Source organism: Serratia proteamaculans (assembly GCF_004684015.1).
GTDB lineage: Bacteria > Pseudomonadota > Gammaproteobacteria > Enterobacterales > Enterobacteriaceae > Serratia > Serratia proteamaculans_F.
Window position 1 is genome coordinate 163993 of the sequence record NZ_SRIA01000023.1, and the last position, 22471, is coordinate 186463.

Annotated in this window: 18 protein-coding genes; 12 read left to right on the forward strand and 6 right to left on the reverse strand. The window is 57.0% G+C overall.

Annotation, left to right across the window (positions count from 1 at the left end):
• Nucleotides 1-6 precede the first annotated feature (6 nt).
• The 7 genes from gdhA to E5C26_RS23705 all read left to right on the forward strand — a co-directional run bounded on the left by gdhA (nucleotide 7) and on the right by E5C26_RS23705 (nucleotide 8571).
• On the forward strand, nucleotides 7-1341 hold the full coding sequence (gene gdhA, locus E5C26_RS23675) for an NADP-specific glutamate dehydrogenase (protein WP_135318437.1): 1335 nt from the start codon (nucleotides 7-9) through the stop codon (nucleotides 1339-1341).
• 339 nt (nucleotides 1342-1680) lie between these two features.
• Nucleotides 1681-2667, forward strand: coding sequence for an autoinducer 2 ABC transporter substrate-binding protein (locus E5C26_RS23680; protein WP_135318438.1), 987 nt, complete (start codon nucleotides 1681-1683; stop codon nucleotides 2665-2667).
• A 220-nt stretch (nucleotides 2668-2887) separates the two neighbouring features.
• Nucleotides 2888-4387, forward strand: a complete 1500-nt coding sequence (locus E5C26_RS23685; protein WP_135318439.1) for a sugar ABC transporter ATP-binding protein — start codon at nucleotides 2888-2890, stop codon at nucleotides 4385-4387.
• Nucleotides 4380-5369 carry an ABC transporter permease gene (locus E5C26_RS23690; RefSeq protein ID WP_135318440.1) on the forward strand — a complete coding sequence of 330 codons (990 nt, stop codon included), beginning with the start codon at nucleotides 4380-4382 and terminating at the stop codon, nucleotides 5367-5369. The genes E5C26_RS23685 and E5C26_RS23690 overlap by 8 nt, the downstream gene beginning before the upstream one ends.
• Before the next feature lies 1 nt (nucleotide 5370).
• Nucleotides 5371-6324, forward strand: a complete 954-nt coding sequence (locus tag E5C26_RS23695) for an ABC transporter permease (protein WP_037426861.1) — start codon at nucleotides 5371-5373, stop codon at nucleotides 6322-6324.
• 10 nt (nucleotides 6325-6334) lie between these two features.
• The gene (locus tag E5C26_RS23700) at nucleotides 6335-7972 is read left to right on the forward strand and encodes an FGGY-family carbohydrate kinase (RefSeq protein ID WP_012147371.1); all 1638 of its coding nucleotides are present in this window, start codon (nucleotides 6335-6337) and stop codon (nucleotides 7970-7972) included.
• On the forward strand, nucleotides 7972-8571 hold the full coding sequence (locus tag E5C26_RS23705) for a KpsF/GutQ family sugar-phosphate isomerase (protein ID WP_135318441.1): 600 nt from the start codon (nucleotides 7972-7974) through the stop codon (nucleotides 8569-8571). The genes E5C26_RS23700 and E5C26_RS23705 overlap by 1 nt, the downstream gene beginning before the upstream one ends.
• A 49-nt stretch (nucleotides 8572-8620) precedes the next feature.
• On the opposite strand, the gene E5C26_RS23710 is transcribed toward E5C26_RS23705, so the two are convergent.
• From E5C26_RS23710 to E5C26_RS23725, 4 genes are all read right to left on the reverse strand, one after another.
• On the reverse strand, nucleotides 8621-10519 hold the full coding sequence (locus tag E5C26_RS23710; RefSeq protein ID WP_135318442.1) for a bifunctional metallophosphatase/5'-nucleotidase: 1899 nt from the start codon (nucleotides 10517-10519) through the stop codon (nucleotides 8621-8623).
• Nucleotides 10520-10838: 319 nt separating this feature from the next.
• Nucleotides 10839-11591 carry a 16S rRNA (guanine(1516)-N(2))-methyltransferase RsmJ gene (rsmJ, locus tag E5C26_RS23715; protein ID WP_135318443.1) on the reverse strand — a complete coding sequence of 251 codons (753 nt, stop codon included), beginning with the start codon at nucleotides 11589-11591 and terminating at the stop codon, nucleotides 10839-10841.
• A gap of 8 nt (nucleotides 11592-11599) precedes the next feature.
• Complete coding sequence (gene prlC, locus E5C26_RS23720) at nucleotides 11600-13642, reverse strand: oligopeptidase A (RefSeq protein ID WP_135318444.1); 2043 nt, start codon at nucleotides 13640-13642, stop codon at nucleotides 11600-11602.
• Nucleotides 13643-13810: 168 nt separating this feature from the next.
• Entirely contained in the window at nucleotides 13811-15247 is a 1437-nt protein-coding gene (locus E5C26_RS23725; RefSeq protein ID WP_135318445.1) for an amidase, read from the reverse strand.
• Nucleotides 15248-15340: 93 nt separating this feature from the next.
• Between E5C26_RS23725 and E5C26_RS23730 the strand changes: the two genes are divergently transcribed.
• On the forward strand, nucleotides 15341-16267 hold the full coding sequence (locus E5C26_RS23730; protein ID WP_174355057.1) for a LysR family transcriptional regulator: 927 nt from the start codon (nucleotides 15341-15343) through the stop codon (nucleotides 16265-16267).
• Here the strand turns inward: E5C26_RS23730 and E5C26_RS23735 are convergent, their stop codons facing one another.
• Entirely contained in the window at nucleotides 16268-16672 is a 405-nt protein-coding gene (locus E5C26_RS23735; RefSeq protein WP_135318446.1) for an ASCH domain-containing protein, read from the reverse strand. It lies immediately after the preceding gene.
• Between the two features lie 135 nt (nucleotides 16673-16807).
• On the opposite strand from E5C26_RS23735, the gene E5C26_RS23740 reads away from it, so the two are divergent.
• From E5C26_RS23740 to E5C26_RS23755, 4 genes are all read left to right on the forward strand, one after another.
• Nucleotides 16808-17650: a 23S rRNA (adenine(2030)-N(6))-methyltransferase RlmJ gene (locus E5C26_RS23740; RefSeq protein ID WP_135318447.1), complete on the forward strand. Its 843-nt coding sequence runs from the start codon at nucleotides 16808-16810 to the stop codon at nucleotides 17648-17650.
• A 129-nt stretch (nucleotides 17651-17779) separates the two neighbouring features.
• Entirely contained in the window at nucleotides 17780-19132 is a 1353-nt protein-coding gene (gorA, locus tag E5C26_RS23745) for a glutathione-disulfide reductase (RefSeq protein WP_135318448.1), read from the forward strand.
• Between the two features lie 159 nt (nucleotides 19133-19291).
• The gene (locus E5C26_RS23750) at nucleotides 19292-19786 is read left to right on the forward strand and encodes a molybdopterin-dependent oxidoreductase (protein ID WP_135318449.1); all 495 of its coding nucleotides are present in this window, start codon (nucleotides 19292-19294) and stop codon (nucleotides 19784-19786) included.
• On the forward strand, nucleotides 19783-21567 hold the full coding sequence (locus E5C26_RS23755; RefSeq protein ID WP_135318450.1) for an ATP-binding response regulator: 1785 nt from the start codon (nucleotides 19783-19785) through the stop codon (nucleotides 21565-21567). The genes E5C26_RS23750 and E5C26_RS23755 overlap by 4 nt, the downstream gene beginning before the upstream one ends.
• Here the strand turns inward: E5C26_RS23755 and E5C26_RS23760 are convergent.
• Nucleotides 21557-22408, reverse strand: a complete 852-nt coding sequence (locus E5C26_RS23760) for a helix-turn-helix domain-containing protein (protein ID WP_135318451.1) — start codon at nucleotides 22406-22408, stop codon at nucleotides 21557-21559. The genes E5C26_RS23755 and E5C26_RS23760 overlap by 11 nt on opposite strands.
• Nucleotides 22409-22471: the final 63 nt, after the last annotated feature.

Sequence of the window (22471 nt, forward strand, 5' to 3'; positions counted from 1 at the left end):
TTATCCATGGAATCGGTAGAATCATTTTTGTCCTCACTACAACAGCAAAATCCTCATCAACCTGAATTCTTGCAGGCGGTAAGAGAAGTTTTCTCATCGCTGTGGCCGTTTATCGAGCGTAACCCGCGCTATCGCGAATACGCCCTGCTGGAACGCCTGGTAGAACCGGAACGCACCATCCAATTCCGTGTCAGTTGGGTGGACGATCGCGGCCAGGTGCAGGTCAACCGCGCCTGGCGCGTGCAGTTCAGCTCGGCGATTGGGCCTTATAAAGGCGGCATGCGTTTTCATCCATCGGTCAATTTGTCGATTTTAAAATTCCTCGGCTTCGAGCAGACCTTCAAAAATGCGCTGACTACGCTGCCAATGGGCGGCGGCAAGGGCGGTTCGGACTTTGATCCAAAAGGCAAAAGCCAGGCGGAAATCATGCGTTTCTGTCAGGCACTGATGACCGAACTGTACCGTCATCTGGGGCCAGACACCGACGTACCTGCCGGGGATATCGGCGTTGGTGGCCGTGAGGTCGGCTTTATGAGCGGCATGATGAAGAAGCTGTCCAACAACACCGCCTGCGTGTTTACCGGCAAGGGTCTGTCATTCGGCGGCAGCCTGATCCGTCCGGAAGCCACCGGCTACGGCCTGGTGTACTTCACCGATGCCATGCTGCAACGTCACGGATTGGGTTTTGAAGGCATGCGAGTGGCGGTCTCCGGGTCAGGCAACGTGGCGCAGTACACCATTGAGAAGGCGCTGGAACTGGACGCGCGGGTGATTACCGTCTCTGACTCCGGCGGTACGCTGGTCGATGAGGCCGGGTTCACCACCGAAAAGCTGGCCCATTTGGCAGAGATCAAGAACCAGCGTTATGGCCGGGTAGAAGACTATGCCCGGGAACGCGGCCTGACCTATCTGGCCGGGCAGCAGCCCTGGAACGTCCCGGTAGATATCGCCCTGCCGTGCGCGACCCAAAACGAGCTGGATTTGGAAGCGGCACAAACGCTGATCCGCAACGGGGTCAAAGCCGTGGCCGAGGGTGCCAATATGCCGACCACCATTCAGGCGACCGATGCATTCCTGGATGCCGGGGTGCTATTCGCGCCGGGTAAAGCCGCCAACGCCGGCGGGGTGGCCACCTCCGGGCTGGAGATGGCGCAGAATGCCGCGCGCATCGGCTGGCGAGCGGAAAAAGTGGATGTACGTTTACAACATATCATGGCGGATATCCATCACGCCTGTGTGGAGCACGGCGGTGAGGGCAAGCAAACTCACTACGTACAGGGGGCCAATATCGCTGGATTCGTCAAGGTTGCCGACGCCATGCTGGCACAGGGCGTGCTGTAACCACCACATAAGGTGATTTTGTTCACACATTGCTCAAATACTTCCATGCCGGCGCTCAAGCCGGCATTTTTCCCCTCAAGGATCCGCGTTCTCTCAATCAAATTGTTTAAATTATGTAAATTAATATCATTTATATTGTTAATTAAATGATGTTTTCAGGTGGTAAAATTACCACCACAAAAATATTAAACATTTAATTAACATTAAAACCGTCATAATTTTACCTCAATGTGCACAGCTCACAGTTTGCCAACTTGGGTTACGTCCCCTCTTCCATTCCTTTGTAATCTGCTCAGGTGGAAAAACAACCACCCCTACAGATAAAAAAGGTACAGCGAAATGAAATTTAACCTCGCATTATTAAATGCATGTGTGGTTTCTGCGTGCATGTTATCGACAACACCTGTTCTGGCTGCTGAAAAGTACGAGATTGCCGTGGTCGCCAAAGTGACCGGTATTCCCTGGTTCAACCGTATGGAAGTCGGGGTCAACGACGCGGCGAAAAAGCTCGACGTTAATGCCTACCAGACCGGGCCATCTACCCCAGACCCGGCAGCACAGGTCAAAGTGATTGAAGACCTGATCGCCAAGAACGTTAATGCCATCATCGTGGTGCCAAACGATGCCAAGGTACTGGAGCCGGTACTGAAGAAGGCACGTGAGAAAGGCATCGTGGTACTGACCCATGAATCGCCTGACCAGCAGATTGGCCAGTGGGATATCGAAACCATCGACAGCGAAAAGTATGCGCAGGCCAACGTCGATGAACTGGCAAAAGACATGGGCGGCAAAGGTGGCTACGCCATTTACGTTGGCTCGCTGACCGTGCCGTTGCATAACGCCTGGGCGGATTCCGCCATCAAATACCAGAAAGCCAAATATCCGGACATGTTCGAAGTGACGTCACGTCTGCCGGTGGCGGAAAGCATCGATAAATCCTACGCCACCACGCTGGATTTGATGAAAACCTACCCGCAGATGAAAGGCATTATCGGTTTTGGCTCCCTAGGCCCGATTGGTGCCGGTCAGGCGGTCGCCAAGAAACGCGCCAAGGACAAGATTGCCGTGGTGGGTATCGCCATGCCGGCGCAAGCCGCCCCTTACCTGATGCGCGGCGACATCAAGAAAGCGCTGCTGTGGGATCCAAAAGACGCCGGTTATGCGCTGGTGACGGTGGCCGATCAACTGCTGCAGGGCAAGGAAGTGACCAAAGACTTGTCGATTGAAGGTTTGGGTAAAGCCGACGTCGATATGGACAAGAAAGTGATTCGGTTTAATAAAATTCTTGAAGTTACCAAAGATAATGCCAAATCACTGGGCTTCTAATTTTACCCGTCGCCTTTCAAGCTACAGCGTTGTTACCTGCACTCACTCACCCCAGTTACTTACTAAAGTAAGCGCCTGGGGATGAGTGAGCTAGGCGCCTAGCTGCAGCTTGAAATTCATAGGGTAGGACTGATTGCGCCACACCGGGAAAATAATTAAATAACGTCGGTGCGCAGCCCATCGCGCCCGACGATAATAAGAACCTGCATAGGTTAATGCCATGACCACATCCACCGCATTTATCAGCCTGGAAAATATCAGTAAAAAGTTTCCGGGCGTGCTGGCTTTGGACCAGATCAACCTGACGCTGAATATTGGAGAAGTGCACTGCCTGGCCGGACAAAATGGCTGTGGCAAAAGCACCATCATTAAAATTATTTCCGGCGTTTATCAGCCGGAAAAAGGCGCCAATATTTCGCTGGAAGGTAAACTCTTTCATTCACTGACGCCGCAGCTGTCCGGTTATTACGGCATTCAGGTGATTTATCAGGATCTGTCGTTATTCCCCAATCTGACGGTGGCGGAAAATATCGCCATTCACCGCTACCTGCCCGGCGGCCATTTCTGGGTGCGCAAACGGGTGATGCGTCAGACCGCGCTGGACGCCATGGCGCGCGTCGGCGTGCATATCGATCCCGACAAGAAAGTCGAAAAACTGTCGATTGCCGATCGCCAACTGGTGGCGATTTGCCGCGCCATCGCTGCCGAAGCGCGGCTGGTGATTATGGATGAACCTACCGCCTCGTTGACGCGTCAGGAAGTCGACGGTCTGCTGCGGGTAGTCAATGAGCTGAAAGCCGCAGGTATCTGCGTGGTATTTGTCAGCCACCGGCTCGATGAAGTGATGGAGGTTGCCGACCGCATCAGCGTAATGCGCGACGGCAAGCTGGTCGGTACCTATCCGGCCAGTGAACTCGATAGCCATGAGCTGGCGTTCCTGATGACCGGCCAACGCTTCCACTACAGCCAGTTACCCCCACGGCCAGCCGCCGAGAGTGCGCCACTGCTCGAAGTGCGTAATCTCAACCGACGCGGGAAATATCAGAATATCAATCTGTCGCTGCACGGCGGCGAGATCGTCTCGATCGTTGGTTTGCTGGGCGCAGGCCGCACCGAGCTGTGCCTCAGCCTGTTCGGCATGACCCGCCCGGACAGCGGTGAAATCAGGATCGACGGCCAGCCGGTGCGGTTGCATAACAACCGCGAAGCGGTGCGCCAGGGCATCGGCTATGTGTCGGAAGATCGTCTGACGCAGGGGCTGATCATGGAGCAGTCGATCTACGACAACACCATCGTCACGGTGTTTGATCAACTGCATACCCCGCTCGGGCTGTTGGATCATGCCAAAGCCACCGGGTTGGTTAACCGCCTGATCCGCGATCTGAACATTAAGGTTTCCGACAGCGCGCTACCGGTCAAAACCCTGTCCGGCGGCAACGCCCAGCGCATCGCTATCGCCAAGTGGGTCGCCACGCAGCCGAAGATCCTGATCCTCGACTCGCCGACCGTCGGGGTAGATATCGCCAACAAAGAGGGGATCTACCAGATCGCCAAAGATCTGGCGGCGCTCGGCATGGCGGTGTTGATGATCTGCGACGAGATCCCGGAAGCCTATTACAACAGCCATCGGGTGTTGGTGATGCGCAAGGGCGAGCTGATCGCCGAGTTTTCGCCGCACCAGAGTACCGAACAGCAGATCGCCGAGGTGGTGAATGGATAAGTCATTACTGGCCCGCCTGGCCGGGCGGCACGAATTTTACCTTGGCCTGCTGGTGTTGCTGCTGGCCGTCGGCCTGAGCGTTGGCACCAGCGAGTTTCTGACGCTGGGCAACCTGACCGATATGGCCACCAGCTACGCCATTCTCGGCATTCTCGCCTGCGGCCTGTTCGTGGTGCTGATTGCCGGTGGCATCGACATTTCGTTCCCGGCGATCACCGCTATCGCCCAATACGTGATGGCCAGTTGGGTTATTCAGCACGGCGGCGGTTTCCCGCTGGCGTTCGCTCTGGCGATAGGCGTCGGCCTGCTGCTCGGGCTGGTGAACGGCTTTCTGGTCTACTGGCTGAAAGTACCGGCCATCATCATCACCATCGCCACGCTGAACCTGTTCTACGGCCTGCTGGTGTACGCCACCAATGGCACCTGGCTGTACGGTTTCCCCGACTGGTTTATGGACGGCATCAGCTGGTTCTCGTTCCAGGGTGCCGACGGCTATGACTACGGCCTGACGCTGCCGCTTTTGTGCCTGCTGGCGGTGATTACCGTCACCGGCGTACTGATGAACTTCACCCGCCTTGGCCGCCAGATTTTCGCCATGGGCGGCAACCGCGATGCGGCATCGCGCCTGGGGTTGAACCTGCTGCGACTGCACTTCTACGTTTACGGCTACATGGGCATTCTGGCGGGCATTGCCGCCGTGGTACAGGCGCAGATCACCCAGTCGGTGGCGCCCAACTCCCTGCTCGGTTTCGAACTGACGGTGCTGGCGGCGGTGGTACTGGGCGGCACCAGCATGACCGGCGGCCGCGGCTCGCTGACCGGGACGCTGCTGGGCGTGGTGCTGTTGGCTTTCCTGCAGAACGGTCTGACGCTGCTTAGCGTATCGGCCTATTGGCACCAGGTGTTCAGCGGCGCGATCATTTTGATCAGCATCAGCAGCACCGCCTGGAATGAAAAACGCAAGCTGGCCAAGGAGCTATGAAATGACCCAGTTAACTCGTCTGATCCCAAACGATCGGATCATCCGCCTGCAGAGCGCGATCATTATCGTCGTGGCGCTACTGTTCGCCGGGCTGCTTGGATCGCGTTTCTTCAGCCTGGGTAATTTCCAGTCGATCGCCTCGCAGTTACCGATCCTCGGCATGCTGGCGCTCGGCATGGGCATTACCATGCTCACCGGCGGCATCAACCTGTCGATTATCGCCGGTGCCAACGCCTGCTCGCTGGTGATGGCGGCCATTATCGTCAGTCACCCGGATCAACCGCTGTTTCTGGTGCTGGCGCTACTGGCGGGGTTGCTGGTCGCCGTCGCCATTGGCGCGCTTAACGGCGTGCTGGTCGCCTGGGTCGGTGTTTCACCCATTCTCGCCTCGCTCGGCACCATGACGCTGATCACCGGCCTGAATATTTTGTTGTCCAACGGCGCGGTGATATCCGGCTTCCCGGCGGCGATTCAGTATCTCGGCAACGGCAGCCTGCTCGGTATTCCGGTGGCGCTGCTGCTGTTCCTGTTGGTCGCCGTGGGCCTGTGGCTGTTGCTGGAGCACACCACGCTGGGGCGCAGCCTGTATTTAATCGGCTCCAATGAGCAGGCCACCCGTTTCAGCGGAGTAAATACCGCCCGGGTGCAAATCGCGGTGTATGTGCTGTCGGCCCTGCTCGGCTGGGGTGCGGCGTTGCTGATGATGGCCAAGTTCAACTCGGCCAAGGCCGGTTACGGCGAATCCTATCTGCTGGTGACCATTCTGGCCTCGGTGCTGGGCGGCATTAACCCGGACGGCGGGTTTGGCCGGGTACTGGGCCTGGTGCTGGCACTGATTGTGCTGCAAATGCTGGAAAGCGGTCTCAACCTGTTGGGCGTCAGCAGCTATCTGACCATGGCCCTGTGGGGTGCGGTGTTGATCTTGTTTATCGCGTTACAGAATCGAAAAGCCTAGGAGAAAAATAATGGCGAGCTATTTTATTGGCGTAGATGTAGGCACCGGAAGTGCGCGCGCTGGGGTATTCGATCTCAACGGCCATATGGTCGGACAGGCCAGCCGGGCTATCGACCTGTATCGGCCAAAGGCCGACTTTGTTGAACAGTCCTCGGACAATATCTGGCAGGCGGTGTGCAACGCGGTGCGTGATGCGGTTAATCAGGCCGACATCAACCCGATTCAGGTCAAAGGGCTGGGTTTTGACGCGACCTGCTCGCTGGTGGTGCTGGACAAAGAGGGAAAGCCGCTGACCATCAGCCCTTCCGGCCGTACCGAACAGAACATTATCGTGTGGATGGATCACCGGGCCATCACCCAGGCCGAGCGCATTAACGCCACCAAACACCGGGTGCTGGATTTCGTCGGAGGCATCATCTCGCCGGAAATGCAAACCCCCAAAATGCTGTGGCTGAAGCAGCATATGCCGACCACCTGGGCCAACGCCGGTTACCTGTTTGATCTGCCGGACTTCCTCACCTGGCGCGCCACTCAGGACGCCACCCGTTCGCTGTGTTCAACGGTGTGCAAATGGACTTATCTCGGCCATGAACAGCGCTGGGACAAAAGCTATTTCAAACAGATTGGGCTGGAAGACGTACTGGAACACGATGCCGCCAAAATTGGCAGCGACGTCAAAATGATGGGTGAACCACTGGGCCACGGCCTGACCCAGCGCGCCGCCAGTGAGATGGGGTTGATTGCCGGCACCGCGGTCAGCGTGTCGATCATTGATGCCCACGCCGGTACTCTCGGCACGCTGGGGGCTACCGGGGCTTCCGGTGAAGTGGCGGACTTTAACCGCCGCGTCGCCCTGATCGGCGGCACCTCGACCGGTCATATGGCGATGTCGCGCACCGCACGCTTTATCCCCGGCGTATGGGGGCCGTATTACTCGGCGATTCTGCCGGAATACTGGCTGAACGAAGGCGGCCAGTCCGCCACCGGCGCGCTGATTGATCATATCATTCAGTCACATCCTTGTTATCAGGAGCTGCTGGCGCAGGCAAAAACCCAGGGGCAGACCATCTATGAGGTGCTGAACGCCCTGCTGCGCCGTATGGCGGGCGAGCCGGAGGATATTGCCTACCTGACCAAAGACATTCATATGCTGCCGTATTTCCACGGCAACCGCTCGCCGCGTGCCAATCCGACGCTGACCGGCACCCTGACCGGGCTGAAGCTGTCACGTACCCCGGAAGACATGGCGTTGCACTATCTGGCGACTATCCAGGCCATCGCGCTCGGTACCCGCCATATTATCGAAACCATGAACCAAAGCGGCTACAGCATCGATACCATCATGGCCAGCGGCGGCGGCACCAAGAACCCGATTTTCGTGCAGGAACATGCCAATGCCACCGGCTGTGCCATGCTGTTGCCGGAAGAGAGCGAGGCGATGCTGTTGGGCGGCGCGATGATGGGCACCGTGGCGGCCGGGGTGTTCGACAGCCTGCCGGAGGCGATGAGTGCCATGAGCCGTATCGGTAAAACCGTGACGCCGCAGACCAACAAGATCAAACGCTATTACGATCGTAAATACCGCGTGTTCCATGAGCTGTATAACGACCATATGAAATACCGCCAACTGATGCAGGAGGACGCCTGATGCAGCAGGAATGGCAACGGGCAACCCAGGCCTGGGCAATCTACAGCCGGGAGCTGGCCCAATTGGGGCAACGCCTCGACCCACAGACCTGGCAACGGCTGCTGACCCTGCTGGCGGAGTGCCGGGGTAAAATTGTGGTCACCGGCGTTGGTACCTCCGGCATCGCCGCTCGCAAAATTGCCCATATGCTGGCCTGCGTGGAGCGTCCGGCTATTTACCTGAATGCCACCGACGCGGCGCACGGCGACTTGGGCTTTCTGCGCGGCGATGACCTGATGATTTTGATTTCACGCGGCGGCAATTCCGACGAACTGACCCGGCTGCTGCCGACGCTGCAGGCCAGGGGGGTGCCGCTGATTGGCGTGACGGAGAATCCGGATTCGGCGATCGCTCAGGCGGCACAGCTTGTGATCCGCACCGGGGTGGAAAATGAGATAGATCCGCTGAACATGCTGGCAACTACGTCTATCGTGCTGGTATTGGCAATTTTCGACGCGGCCTGTGCCTGCCTGATGGAGCGCAGTGGCTACAACAAGGAAACGCTGCTGGCGGTACATCCGGGCGGTGATGTCGGCAAGCGTCTACTGCAGGGGCATTAAGGTTCGTCGGTTATGATAAGGGCCCAGCATGCAGGGCCCGTAATCATTCTCAGGCTTTGTTAATCGCCTCGATAATCACCAACTGGTCACTCAAATGCTTCTTCACCAGCGGATCGCTGGCAGCACTCAACTGCGCCTGCAACGTGGCCTGATGCTGCCGACGCGCCTGCGGCTCGCTGAACAGCAACCCTTTCACGTTGAATGACGCCACGTTACCGTAACGCCCATCTTCACTGGTGGGCACGCTGATTTTGCCGTCGTTAAGCAGCTTTTCGACGATCTTGCGCTCACGATCATAACCTTCCAGCCCGACCAACTGCCAGCGCTGCACCGCCTGCCCCTGATACTGGCCTTTTTTCACCTCGGTCAGATAACGAAGGGTCAGATTGCGGATGGTACCGGCCTCTTCACCGTATTCCACCTTGCTGTCAGACAGCACCGGGAACTGCATGCCTTCCAGCGCGCCGCCTTTTTGCGTCAGGTGCCCCATACGGTAGCTGTTCATCCCCAGACGGATTGGCGTGCTGTCCGTCACCGGCGTGCCGTCGGTCATCCGCAGGTCGCGGATGCGTTGCCCGACCGGCTGGCGCAGGTCGATTTTGTAGGTCACGCCATCGAAGAAATCATTGGTCGAGTATTTCGATGCGCGGCGCTGCGGGTTAAAGCTGTAGGTCACGTCGCCATCATGCAGCTGATTGAAATAGCCCGCCGACCATTCCATGTACTTCTTCAGTTCTTTGCCGCTGAGCTGATAAACGGTGATCTCGCCACCGGCATATTGGTAGTTGAAGGCAATGTCCTTGGCGGTGATGGTACCGACGTTCAGTTTCGGCCGGTCGTTATCAATCTGCAACGCGATCACCTGCGCCTGCGGCGCATAGTAATGCCCGGCTTCCTGATACAGCTTGCTGATGCCGGTGTCCTGAACATGCACCTGCGGAATGCCCTTCACCGCATCCGGCGGCACCAGATCCTGGCCGCTGAGCTGGGCAATCGGCCGATTGGCATTGGCCCGCAGGATCTTGTGGTACGGCTGGTAAATCTCTTCGAGTTTCTTATCCGAGGCAATGCCTTTGATCGGGTAGGTATAACTGTCTTTGTTGATCAGCACGTACTTACCGTTGTGCTGCTCAAACTGCAGATCGATGCGTGACAGCGCGCGACCATATTTGTCCGGTTCGGTGACGATCACGCCGTTAATCACTTCTTTATCGACTTTTACGTGCATATGCCCGGCGACGATCGCCGCCAGTTCCGGGTTAGCCCGGGCAATATCACCCACGCCGGTCCCCGGCCGTTGGTTCTCGTTGTCGATCCCCATGTGCGCCACCAGCACGATGGCGTCCACCTGCCCCTGGATCTGCTGGATCACCTGCTTCACCGCCTGGACCGGATCGGTAAAGTTCAAGCCTTTTACTCGATCGGTGCCTTTGGCGAATTCAGCGGTCATCGGCGTATCCATGCCGATAATGCCGATTTTCACCCCCTGGCGTTCAATGATTTTATACGCCGGCAGGTAGGGCTTGCCGCTGTCCCACAGGATATTACCGGCCAGTGCCGTGCCCTTGAACTGGTTGAGTGAGGTGGAAAGCGGTTTAAGGCCGAAGTCGAATTCGTGATTGCCCATCACCCAGACGTCATAGTCCAGTGCGTTAAAACCGAGGATCATCGGACTGGTTTTGTCGTTTTTAAAGGTCTCGACAAAGTTGCCCTGAATGGTGTCACCGGCATCGACCAGGATCACGTTCGGCTGCTGGGCGCGCACCTGATTCACCTGAGTGGCAATTTGGCTCAGGCTACCGGCCAGATTGGCGGTGTCGGTAGAATAATCCCAGGGCACGAAAGTGCCGTGCAGATCAGAGGTGCCAAGAATGGTGATATTGACAGGTTCAGAGGCCATCGCAGAGGTACCCAGGCAAAGCAAAACAGCAAGGAGTATCTTTTTCATTTTTCATCTAATTATATACCCGTCATCTTTCAAGCCGCAGCGGTGTTACCTGCACTCGCTCACCCCAGTTACTTACTAAAGTAAGCGCTTGGGGATGAGCGAGCTGGCCGCCTAGCTGCAACTTGAAAGCCATAGGGTATAGGAAGGGGAACGAAAAGGAATCATGCGATCTGGAGCACAAGCTTGCCAGTGTCTTTGCAAGGTAAAAAATAAAATTGGGAGGTGGATCAATGAATACCTCCCTATTTAACTCTCTATGCCCTAAATAATTGGCGTTGTATCAAGGCGGCTTGTAGGGGCGCTGCATGCCGCGCCCGAATTAACGGGGATAGGGCATGTAGATATCGAAACGGTGACTTTTTGTCGTCGAGGCCGCATGGGCCTGTACGTTAGCCAACGGCGGGGCGTAATCCGGGCGCTTTACCACCACGCGCTTGGTCGCCAGGCGGCGTGCCGGTTCCAGCAGGCCATCGGCGTCATCGTCGCTGCCCACCAGCGACTGGAACACCCGCATCTCCTTTTTCACCAACGCACTTTTCTGCTTATGTGGGTACATCGGATCGAGATACACCACCTCCGGCCGGGGATCAATATCCCCCAACGCCGTCAGGCTGGAGGCATGTAACAGCGTCATGCGTTCGCGCAACCATGGGCCGATCTCTGCATCCTGATAGCCGCGCTGCAGGCCGTCATCCAGCAATGCCGCCACCACCGGGTTACGCTCCAGCATCCGCACCCGGCAGCCCAGAGACGCCAGTACAAAAGCATCGCGCCCCAGACCGGCAGTAGCGTCCACCACGTCAGGCCGGTAACTGCCCTTGATGCCGACCGCCTTCGCCACCGCTTCACCGCGCCCGCCGCCAAATTTGCGCCGATGGGCCTGGGTGCCGGAGACGAAATCGACGTAGATCGCCCCGAGTTTGGGTTCGTCACGCTTGCGCAGCTCCAGCCGTTCGGGCGTCAAGACCAGCGCCATCAGCGCCTCGTCGTCCGAAGTTAACTGCCAGCGCTGCGCCAGAATAGACAAGGCGCCGGGATCGGCGCCTTCTTCACACAATAAACACACGCTCACCGGTGGGGTTATCCTTTAATACCGTAATGGCGCAGCATAGCATCCAGCTGCGGCTCACGGCCACGGAAGCGTTTGAACAGTTCCATCGGCTCTTCCGAACCGCCGCGCGACAGGATGTTGTCGAGGAAGGATTTACCGGTTTCGGCGTTGAAAATCCCCTCTTCCTCAAAGCGCGAATAGGCATCGGCCGACAGCACTTCCGCCCACAGGTAGCTGTAGTAGCCCGCCGCGTAACCACCAGCGAAGATATGGCTGAAAGCATGTGGGAAACGGCCCCAGCTTGGTGAAGGTACCACCGCCACCATTTTCTTCACTTCCGCCAAGGTTGGCAGGATCTGCGCGCCTTTTTCCGGGCTGTATTCGGCGTGCATGCGGAAGTCGAACAGACCGAATTCCAACTGACGCAGAATGAACAGCGCCGCCTGGTAGTTTTTGGCTGCCAGCAGCTTGTCGAGCATCTCTTTCGGCAGCGGCTCGCCGCTCTGATAATGACCGGAGATAAACGCCAGTGCTTCCGGCTCCCAACACCAGTTTTCCATAAACTGGCTTGGCAGTTCGACCGCATCCCATGGCACACCGCTGATGCCGGAAACGCCGGCGGTGTCGATCTGGGTCAGCATATGGTGTAGGCCGTGGCCGAACTCATGGAACAGCGTGGTCACTTCGTTATGGGTGAACAGCGCCGGCTTGTCGCCCAGCGGACGGTTGAAGTTACAGGTCAGGTAGGCGACCGGCTTTTGCAGCTCGCCGTCTGCCTTGCGCAGGCTGCCGACGCAGTCGTCCATCCATGCTCCGCCGCGCTTGTTTTCACGCGCATACAGGTCAAGGTAGAAGCTGCCGCGCAGCTCGCCGTTGGCGTCGAACAGGTCAAAGAAGCGTACCTCTGGATGCCAGGTATCGACATCCTTGCGCTCTTTGGCGGTGATGCCATAAATGCGTTTGACCACTTCGAACAGCCCTTCCACCACCCGCTGTTCCGGGAAGTACGGGCGCAGTTGCTCGTCGCTGATTGAGAACAGGTGTTGTTTCTGTTTTTCGCCGTAATAGGTGATGTCCCAGGCTTCCAGCTCATCCACACCATAATGCTGTTTGGCGAAGGCGCGCAGCTGTGCCAGCTCCTGCTCGGCCTGCGGACGGGCACGCTTGGCCAGATCGCTGAGGAAACCGAGCACCTGCTCCGGGTTTTCCGCCATTTTGGTCGCCAGCGATTTGTCTGCATAGCTGTCAAAGCCCAGCAATTGGGCCAATTCGTGGCGCAACGCCAGCGTTTCTGCCATCACTTCGCTGTTGTCCCACTTACCGGCATTCGGCCCCTGATCGGAGGCGCGGGTAGCGAAGGCGCGATACATCTCTTCACGCAGGGCACGGTTGTCGCCGTAGGTCAGTACCGGCAGATAGCTCGGCATATCCAGCGTCAGCAACCAGCCGTCCTGCTCTTTGGCCTGTGCCATCGCCTGAGCCTGGGCCAGCGCACTTTCCGGCAGGCCGCTCAGCTCGGCTTGGTCGGTAATCAGCTTGCTCCAGCCCATGGTGGCATCGAGCACGTTGTTACTGTAGGTAGAACCCAGTTCGGACAGACGCGCGACGATTTCGCCGTAGCGACGCTGTTTTTCCGGCGACAGGCCGATGCCTGACAGCTCAAAATCACGCAGCGCATTTTCTACCGACTTGCGCTGGGGTGCGGTCAGCTTTTCGAAAGCCGCTCCTTCTTTCAGGCTACGGTAAGCCTGATAAAGCCCTTCATGTTGCCCTACCCAGGTGCCGTATTCAGACAGCAACGGCAGCGCCTGCTCATAGGCAGCGCGCAGTTCCGGGCTGTTTTTTACCGAGTTCAAATGCCCCACCGGCGACCAGATGCGCGACAGGCGATCGTCAGACTCAGCCAGCGGCTGACACAGGTTATCCCAGGTGAATGGCCCCGGCTGCGCGACAACGCGCTCTACCGCAGCGCGGCAATCGGCCAACGCGGATTGCACCGCAGGCACGATATCTTCTGGGCGAATGGCGGAAAACGGTGGCAGGGAAAACGGGGTCAGCAACGGATTTGTCATAGGGCAGTCCTGATTAGCGTTGGGGCCCGCCGCAGCGGGCAGGCCTTAAAATGCGTATGAATATCTAACATGGAGCCAAGCAGCAGGAAAATCAATGGCCGGGCGTTGATAGATAGTGCCTTGCACCGCATTCAGCAGGATCTGTACCGCCAGTGTGGACAATAATGGCTATGCATTCCCCGCCCAAATCGCGGGACGTCGCTGCTGCCAGGGTGCCGCACGTTCCAGTTGGCCAGCCAGTTTCAGCAGCAAACCTTCACGGCCAAAACCGGCGACAAATTGCATGCCTATCGGCAGGTTATGCTGCGGATCCTGCGCCAAGGGTACCGACATCGCCGGTACGCCCGCCACGTTAAATACCGGCGTAAACGGCGAGTGATCGAATAAATGCGCCGTCCACTCCAGGCCGCTCATGCCTGCAGTCCCTGTGCCATAACGGCCAATCCGCCAGGGCAGGTCGGGCAGAGTCGGGGTCAGCAGCAGGTCGTACTGTTGAAAATAGGCCGCGACGCCGCGAGTCACCCGGTTACGCACCTCAAGGGCTGCGACCATATCCACCGCCCTGGCAGCCAAACCGTAGCGGTAACAAGCCAGCGTCTCCGGCTCCAGCGTTTCATTTGATACCGGCCGCCCGGTCGCCTGACTCAACCCATCGACCCAACCGACCAGATTGGCGCACCAGATTTGCGCATTGGCGAACACCAGTTCCTGCCAACTGACGCCGATCGCCATATCCACCTCGCTAACCTGATGGCCCAACTCACTCAGCAGCACGGCAGTCTCGGCCGTGGCCTGAGCGATTTGCGGATCGGTTTTGCCGCCGTTCCATGCCTGAGTCATCATGCCGATACGCAGTCGGCCAGGTTCAGACGTCACCTGTGACAGCCAACTCTGTGCCGGAGGCGCGGTGTAATAGGGTTCACCGAGATGTGGATGCTGCAGGGCATCCAGCAAGGCCGCGCTGTCGCGCACCGTACGGCTTAGCCCCAGTTGGACGCCAAAACCGTTGAACACTTCATCCATCGCCGGGCCATGTGAAACCCGGCCACGCGTCGGTTTAAGGCCGAACAAGCCATTCGACGAAGCGGGTACGCGGATCGATCCTGCGGCGTCAGTGGCATGAGCGATAGGCACGATCCCGGCAGCAACCGCCGCACCGGCTCCGCCGCTGGAACCGCCCGCGCTGAAATCCGGGTTCCAGGGATTGCGCGTCGCGCCGTAAAGCACCGCTTCAGTGGTGGTACTGAACGCCATTTCCGGCGTGGTGGTGCGACCAAAGGTGACCAGCCCTGCTCGACGAATATTGCTCATCAGATAACTGTCTGCCGCCGCGATATTGCCCTGCGCCAATCGACTCCCCAGTTCCAGACGCTTACCGGCCATGCTGATGGCGATATCCTTAATCAGGAAAGGCACGCCAGACAGTGGGCCTTCGCCCTCCGGTAGCGTCTGCGTCCAATGTTCCACCACTGCGTTAATCGCCGGGTTCACTGCCTCAACCGCGGCCTGCGCCGTCTGTTGCAGCTCCTGCGCACTGACTTCGCCGCTCTTTACCAGTTCGGCCAACCCCAGCGCATCGTAGCCAACGTACTCGCTCAGTTTCATCGTTTCGTCCTTATCCATTAGGGTATCGTCGGCTTTTCCGACGTCCGTTCCACGGTAAGAGGATTAACGCTATAGTTGAAATTGATAGATTTAATGCGAGGAATAGTTATCAACAATTTAAAGCGGGTCGATCTCAATTTGTTGGTTACGCTGGAAGTGCTGCTCACTGAGCGCAGCGTAACCCGGGCGGCCGCACGCCTTAACCTGAGCCAACCCTCGGTGAGTATTCAGCTCGCCAAACTGCGCGAGATTTACCATGACCCTCTGTTGCTGCCCGGCTCACGCGCTATGTTGCCCACGCCACGCGCACTCGGCCTGCTGACGCCACTGCGCCAGACGCTGGCCGATCTCGGCCGTTTGGTGGCGCCGGAACAGCCGTTTGATCCGCTACGGGCCGAAATGACCTGGCAACTGGCCGCCGCCGACGCGGCCGAATATGCCATTTTGTTGCCGATGCTGCCCAAACTGCGGCTGGCAGCACCACAATCCCGTCTGGCGATCCGTGAAGCTTCACCCAAAAACATGAGCCGCGATCTGGCCGACGGCGTGATCGACCTGGGTTTTCTGGCCCGTGAAGAGGCCCCCGCCGAGCTGCGACATCGCCAGTTGTTCCACGAGAATTACCTGCTGGTGGGTCGTCATGACCATCCGTTATTGCAGACCCCGCCCTCGCTGGAGCAGTTCTGCCAGCTTGAATTTGTCATGGTCTCACAGGACGGCGGCGGTTTTCGTACTCAGATCGATACGCTATTGGAAGCTCAGGGATTAACACGGCGGGTAGTGATGTCGTTGCCGCATTTCCTGTTCATTCCCACGCTGCTGGCGAGATCCGATATGGTGGCGATGCTGCCTTCGCGCATGCTGGGGGAACTGCTGGGCAGTCTGCGCACCTGTCCGGTGCCGCTGGAACTACCAGGTTATGACATGGTGATGGTCTGGCATGAACGATCGCACCTCGACCCGGCCCATAGCTGGCTGCGCGAGCAGGTGGTTGCTGCGCTAGAGCAACCGGCCGCGTAACTAGAGGACCTCAACCAGGTCAAACTCTTCAAATACCAACCACATTTGCGGCGAAAAGGTCCCTTCGCGAGTAAAAAATGCCTGATGTCCCTCGCGCCAGAAGGCCAGGCTCTTATCCCCCTCGCCTTCCAGCGCGGCCATCTCGGCGGTGACGTCACAGTAACGAACCAGCTTCAGTGACAGCGTTCTGATCACACAGGCGGGCTTACCCCGACCATTAAGGATCACGTTATAATCCCCAACCAGCGGTGATTTCTCTTGTTGATAGGCGACATAGGAACCACAGGTTGCGGTTTTGTCGCCGTCGAGCACCCGTTGCAGCAGCTCATCCGCCAGCGCCGGGCTGTCGCCGAATTGCCAGCGCGACGCGCCGGGATAGTTAGCCAGAATAGCCGACTCGGTCATTGTCCTGCTCCTTGATAGAGGGTCTGTGGTAACGCATTCCGGTTTTTCCCGCCCAGACAGTTTATACTGTGCAGAATATAAGCCTTTATTCTGTTCAGCACGCTCCGTCGGGAGCACAAGGAATTACCACAAGCCATGTTAAGTTACCGCCACAGTTTCCACGCCGGCAACCACGCCGACGTGCTCAAGCACACCGTTCAGAGCCTGATCATTGAATCGCTGAAAGAAAAAGACAAACCTTTCCTGTATCTGGATACCCACTCCGGCGCAGGGCGCTATCAGCTGAGCGGTGAGCACGCTGAACGCACCGGGGAATACCTGGAAGGTATTGGTCTGCTGTGGCAACGTGACGATCTGCCGGAAGAACTGGCGGCCTACATGAGTGTAGTGCACCACTTTAACCGTACCGAAAAGCTGCGCTACTACCCTGGCTCACCGCTGATTGCCCGCCAGCTGCTGCGCCCGCAGGATAAAATCCACCTGACCGAACTGCACCCGAGCGACTTCCCGCTGCTGCGCAGCGAGTTCCAGAAGGACGAACGCGCCAAGGTACAACGCGCCGATGGCTACCAGCAGTTGAAATCCCAACTGCCGCCGCTGTCGCGCCGCGGGCTGATCCTGATGGACCCGCCGTACGAGATGAAGACCGATTACCAGGACGTGATCAAAGGCCTGCAAGAAGGCCACAAGCGCTTTGCCACCGGCACTTACGCGTTGTGGTATCCAGTGGTGATGCGCCAGCAGATCAAACGTATGCTCAAAGAGCTGGAAGCCACCGGCATCCGCAATATTCTGCAGATCGAACTGGCGGTAAAACCCGACAGTGACCAACGCGGCATGACTGCCTCCGGCATGATCGTGATTAACCCGCCTTGGAAGCTGGAACAGCAAATGAAAAACGTGCTGCCATGGCTGCACAAAATATTGGTGCCGTCGGGCCATGGTCACCATTTGGTGAACTGGGTGGTGCCGGAATAAGCATCCGGGGCGCGGCCTGCCGCGCCTTTACCCCACCTATCACAGCCATCGACGCAATCTTTGCGACAAACCTGCATCAGGCGTTAAACTCTTACGCTCTTCGATTCACACAATTCATGGAAATCCCAGATGACCAAACATTACGATTATCTAGCAATTGGCGGCGGCAGCGGCGGCATCGCATCCATCAACCGGGCAGCCATGTACGGCCAGAAATGCGCGCTGATTGAAGCCAAAGAACTGGGCGGCACCTGCGTCAACGTGGGTTGTGTACCGAAAAAGGTTATGTGGCATGCGGCGCAAATCGCCGAGGCCATTCATCTGTACGGCCCGGATTACGGTTTCGATACCACCGTCAACGCCTTTGACTGGAAAAAGCTGGTGGCTAACCGCACCGCTTATATCGACCGCATCCATAATTCCTACGACAACGTGCTGGGCAAAAACAAAGTCGACGTGATCAAAGGCTTCGCGCGCTTTATCGACGCCCACACGGTTGAAGTCAACGGTGAGAAAATCACCGCCGACCATATTCTGATCGCCACCGGCGGGCGCCCAAGCCATCCGGACATTCCGGGCGCAGAATATGGCATCGACTCAGACGGTTTCTTCGATTTGGACGCCATGCCAAAACGCGTTGCCATTGTGGGCGCAGGCTATATCGCGGTGGAAATCGCCGGTGTGCTGAATGCACTGGGTGCCGAAACGCACCTGTTCGTGCGTAAACACGCGCCGCTGCGCAGCTTCGATCCGATGATTGTCGACACCCTGGTGGAAGTGATGAACACCGAAGGGCCAAGCCTGCACACCGAGTCAGTGCCGAAGGCCATCGTTAAAAACGCCGACGGCAGCCTGACGCTGCAGTTGGAAAACGGCAAGGAATTCACCGTCGACAGCCTGGTGTGGGCGATCGGCCGTGAACCGGCGACCGATAATCTGAACCTGGCCGTTACCGGGGTGAAAACCAACGAAAATGGCTATATCGACGTCGATAAATACCAGAACACCAACGTAGCGGGCATTTATGCCGTAGGTGACAACACCGGCGCCGTTGAACTGACCCCGGTTGCCGTGGCCGCCGGTCGCCGCCTGTCCGAACGCCTGTTCAACAACAAGCCGGAAGAACACCTGGATTACAGCAACATCGCTACCGTGGTGTTCAGCCACCCGCCAATCGGCACTATCGGCCTGACCGAGCCGGAAGCCATCGAGAAATTCGGTGCGGACAGCATGAAAGTGTATAAATCTTCCTTCACCGCCATGTACAGCGCCGTGACTCAGCACCGCCAGCCGTGCCGCATGAAGCTGGTGTGCGTGGGTAAAGAAGAGAAGATTGTTGGCCTGCACGGCATTGGCTTCGGCATGGACGAGATCCTGCAGGGCTTCGCCGTGGCGATTAAAATGGGCGCCACCAAGAAAGACTTCGACAACACCGTGGCGATCCACCCGACCGCTGCGGAAGAGTTTGTCACCATGCGCTAAGCGCAAAAATCAGCACAAACCGAGGCCAGGGTTAATCCCTGGCCTTTTCTTTTCGTGCTCTTTACCATTCCCTTCAACACAGACTGTTATTTTCTGCCATTATTTTGCCTGATCAATGGGCGGAGCTCATGTAAGCATCCGCGACACTGGAGAACACCGATGCTGTTCAAACTATTTAAAAACATCACGTTGGCATTTTTTGCATTGATGGTCGTCCAATCCAGCGCACTGAGTTTTACTCTGGAAGTCTCGGGCAACATCCAAAACACCACCGACCCGGTAAAGAAAAGCTATCTGTTTACCGATAAACAACTGTTGGCGATGCCGGTGAGCAGCATCACCACCTCAACCTCCTGGACGCCGCAAAGAAAGTTTGAAGGGGTTGCCGTAGCGGACATTCTGGCGCGTGTCGGGGCCAAAGGCAGCACGCTGACGTTTTACGCGCTGAATGATTACTACATCGACGTGCCGCTGTCCGACGTCGAGAAATACAATATGATTTTGGCCTACAAGATGGATGGCGAAATGCTGAAGATCCGAAACTTCGGCCCGCTGTTTTTGGTTTATCCCAGGGATGCCGCAGGGCCTGAGTTGAATTCCCCGCTCTACAACTCACGCTTTATCTGGCAAGTGGACAGGATAGTGATCAAATGAAGCTCACAGGGTTTAAAAGCAACAGCAGGCTGGCGATCCCGGCTATTTTTGCCGCACTGTTTTTGGTTGCCTCTACGGTGACGCTGTATTACTACAGCGCAACCCTGTCAAAGAAGGGGCTGTATGCTATCGCCGGCACCCAGGAGAACTACTCCTGGTCGATCGCCAAATTTTCCATCAAGCTGGCTGAGTTTGAGACCCTGGTCGAACAGCAGAAAAACGCACCGAAGGTGGATAGCGAAGATCTGCGGCTTAAATTTGAAATCCTTTATTCTCGCTTTTACGTGCTGGAAACGGTGTCCGAATCCACCCAGCCACTGTACGCCGAACCGGGTTATCCCGAAGTGATCATACACATGCGCGAGAAAATGGATCAGATTGATAATTTGCTCAACAGCCCGAAGATTGATTTCTCGCTTATTTCGCAGGCCATGAGGCAAATCAAGCCCTATGCCATTGAGATGGCCAACCTGACCGATCACGCCGAAGTGAAGCAGCGCACCGCCGCCTACGAAGACTATATCGAAAAACGACACATCATTTTTTATGGTCTGGTGATCGTGATGTTCTCGGTGATCGCGCTGATCGCCATCACCCTGATTGTGCTGCGCCAACAGCGCCTGACCATCCGGCAGCAAGCCAAAGCGATTGAGGCGGAGAAAGCCACTCGCACCAAAAATGCCTTCCTGGGGGCCATTGGTCACGAGCTGCGCACCTCGCTGCAGAGCATTATGTCTGCCATTGATGTGCTGGTGAATACCAAGGTGTCGGCCGAGCATGCGGACACCTTCCAACGGCTGGAAACCGCCGCGCAGCAAATTGAAAGCCAGATGAAAGATCTGACCGATTACGCACACCTGGACAGCGGGATGATGGAACTGCGTATCGCGCCCTTCGACGTTCAGCGACTGGTCGAAGAAACGGCGAATGAAATAAATACGCTGAGTCAGAAAGAACAGGTGACGCTGCTGTGTGAAGTGGAGTGCGGCCATCTGCAGATACATTCCGACCCACTGCGCATCAGGCAGATTATCGTCAACCTGCTGACCAACGCGTTCAAATATACCGAGAGCGGCACCATCACGCTGTATAGCAGCCTGCGGCGGCAACCTAGCGGCAATTCATTGATCATTGAGGTCACTGATACCGGTATCGGCATCGAAAAAGAGATGATCGACCAGATATTCCAGCCCTTCACCCAGCTTGATCAGTCACATACCCGGCAGTATGGCGGCGTCGGTATGGGGCTGGCGATTGTTCACGGGCTGGTCACGCTGCTCGACGGCAGCATTACCGTCTACAGTGAGCCCAAAAAAGGCAGTACCTTTATCGTCAGTATTCCGGTTGAAATCAGCAATGAAGAACAGCGGGACGAAATACCTCACCACCACCAGGGCCTGGGGCAAAAACAGCAACATATCCTGGTGGTTGATGACAACAAATCGGTGAGTGACGCCTTCGCGGCGCTGCTGGACAAGCTCGGCTATCAACATGAACTGTGCAACTCGTCGGAACGGGCGCTGCAAAAGCTGCTCAGGCGCCCCTACGACGCGTTACTGCTGGATCTGCAAATGCCCGGCATTGACGGTGCCGCGCTGGCTAAACAATTACGCAGCCAACGTGGCCCCAATCGCGGTATTCCTATCGTGGGCATCAGCGCTTATACCCCGGAACAACTGTCTGCCGAACAGCGGGCGCTGTTCGACGATTACTTGATGAAGCCGGTCAGGCTGGACGCGTTGTCTTCCGCACTGGCTTCACTGCTGGCCGCTAGAGATTAAAACAGCGCAACAGTGCGGCTTCAATCACATGGAGCCGCACTGGTTTTTCATAAGGCCCCAGCACGTCATAGTCACGCATCGCTCTGGCGATTTCAGATTCCCGCTGATCGGTCCCTAACTGGCCGGTGAGAACCAGAACCGGCGCATCCGGATTATCCGAGGCGCGGATGGCTTCAATACATTGGTCTGCCGTTTCCTGACCAATCAACCAGTCGACCACATACCCATCGAACAGGCTCTGCTGCAACGCCAGGTTAAAACTGCCGACATCATAAAACGCCACGGCATGAAAACCGCGCCCGTTGAGGTATTTTGTCAGCTCATCGGCCGCCAGGTGTGAATCATCGAGTACCGCAATGCTCAAGCGTTCGTCTTCAACGGCGGCAGGTCGCAGCTCTATCAACTCCACGCAGTAACGTTGCCCCTGCGGCGCATCATCCGCACGATAAACACACCATTGCCCTGCCTGTTGCAATGCCACATATTCCGACGTTCGTCCGCCAACCAGTTCATGGCCGATATAACCCACACAGGCTAACTCGACCCCACCCAGGTAAAAGATGGCATCCCGTGCAATAGTTTGTGCGGAGATGTCACTTTCAGTGCCAGTATCCACGATCGCGGCGGGCGTCTCCCCTAATGCCGCCGCGACATTGTTAATTTGTTCCAGAGTCCAGGGACTTTGCCCCTTTAGCTTACGATGCGCATGCGAAAAACTCAGATCCAGAATGCGGCTGAGCTCTTTGGCATGCTGACGCTTACCAATCCCATAATGTACAAACAGTTCCCTGACCCGGTTTGCTATCGACTGTGAATCGAATTTCTGGTGATTGTTATCCATTTTTTCCTTCGATTTTTTTTGCTGTTTTTTCAGTCGTTTTCATACTTGCCGTGCAAAAAAGCG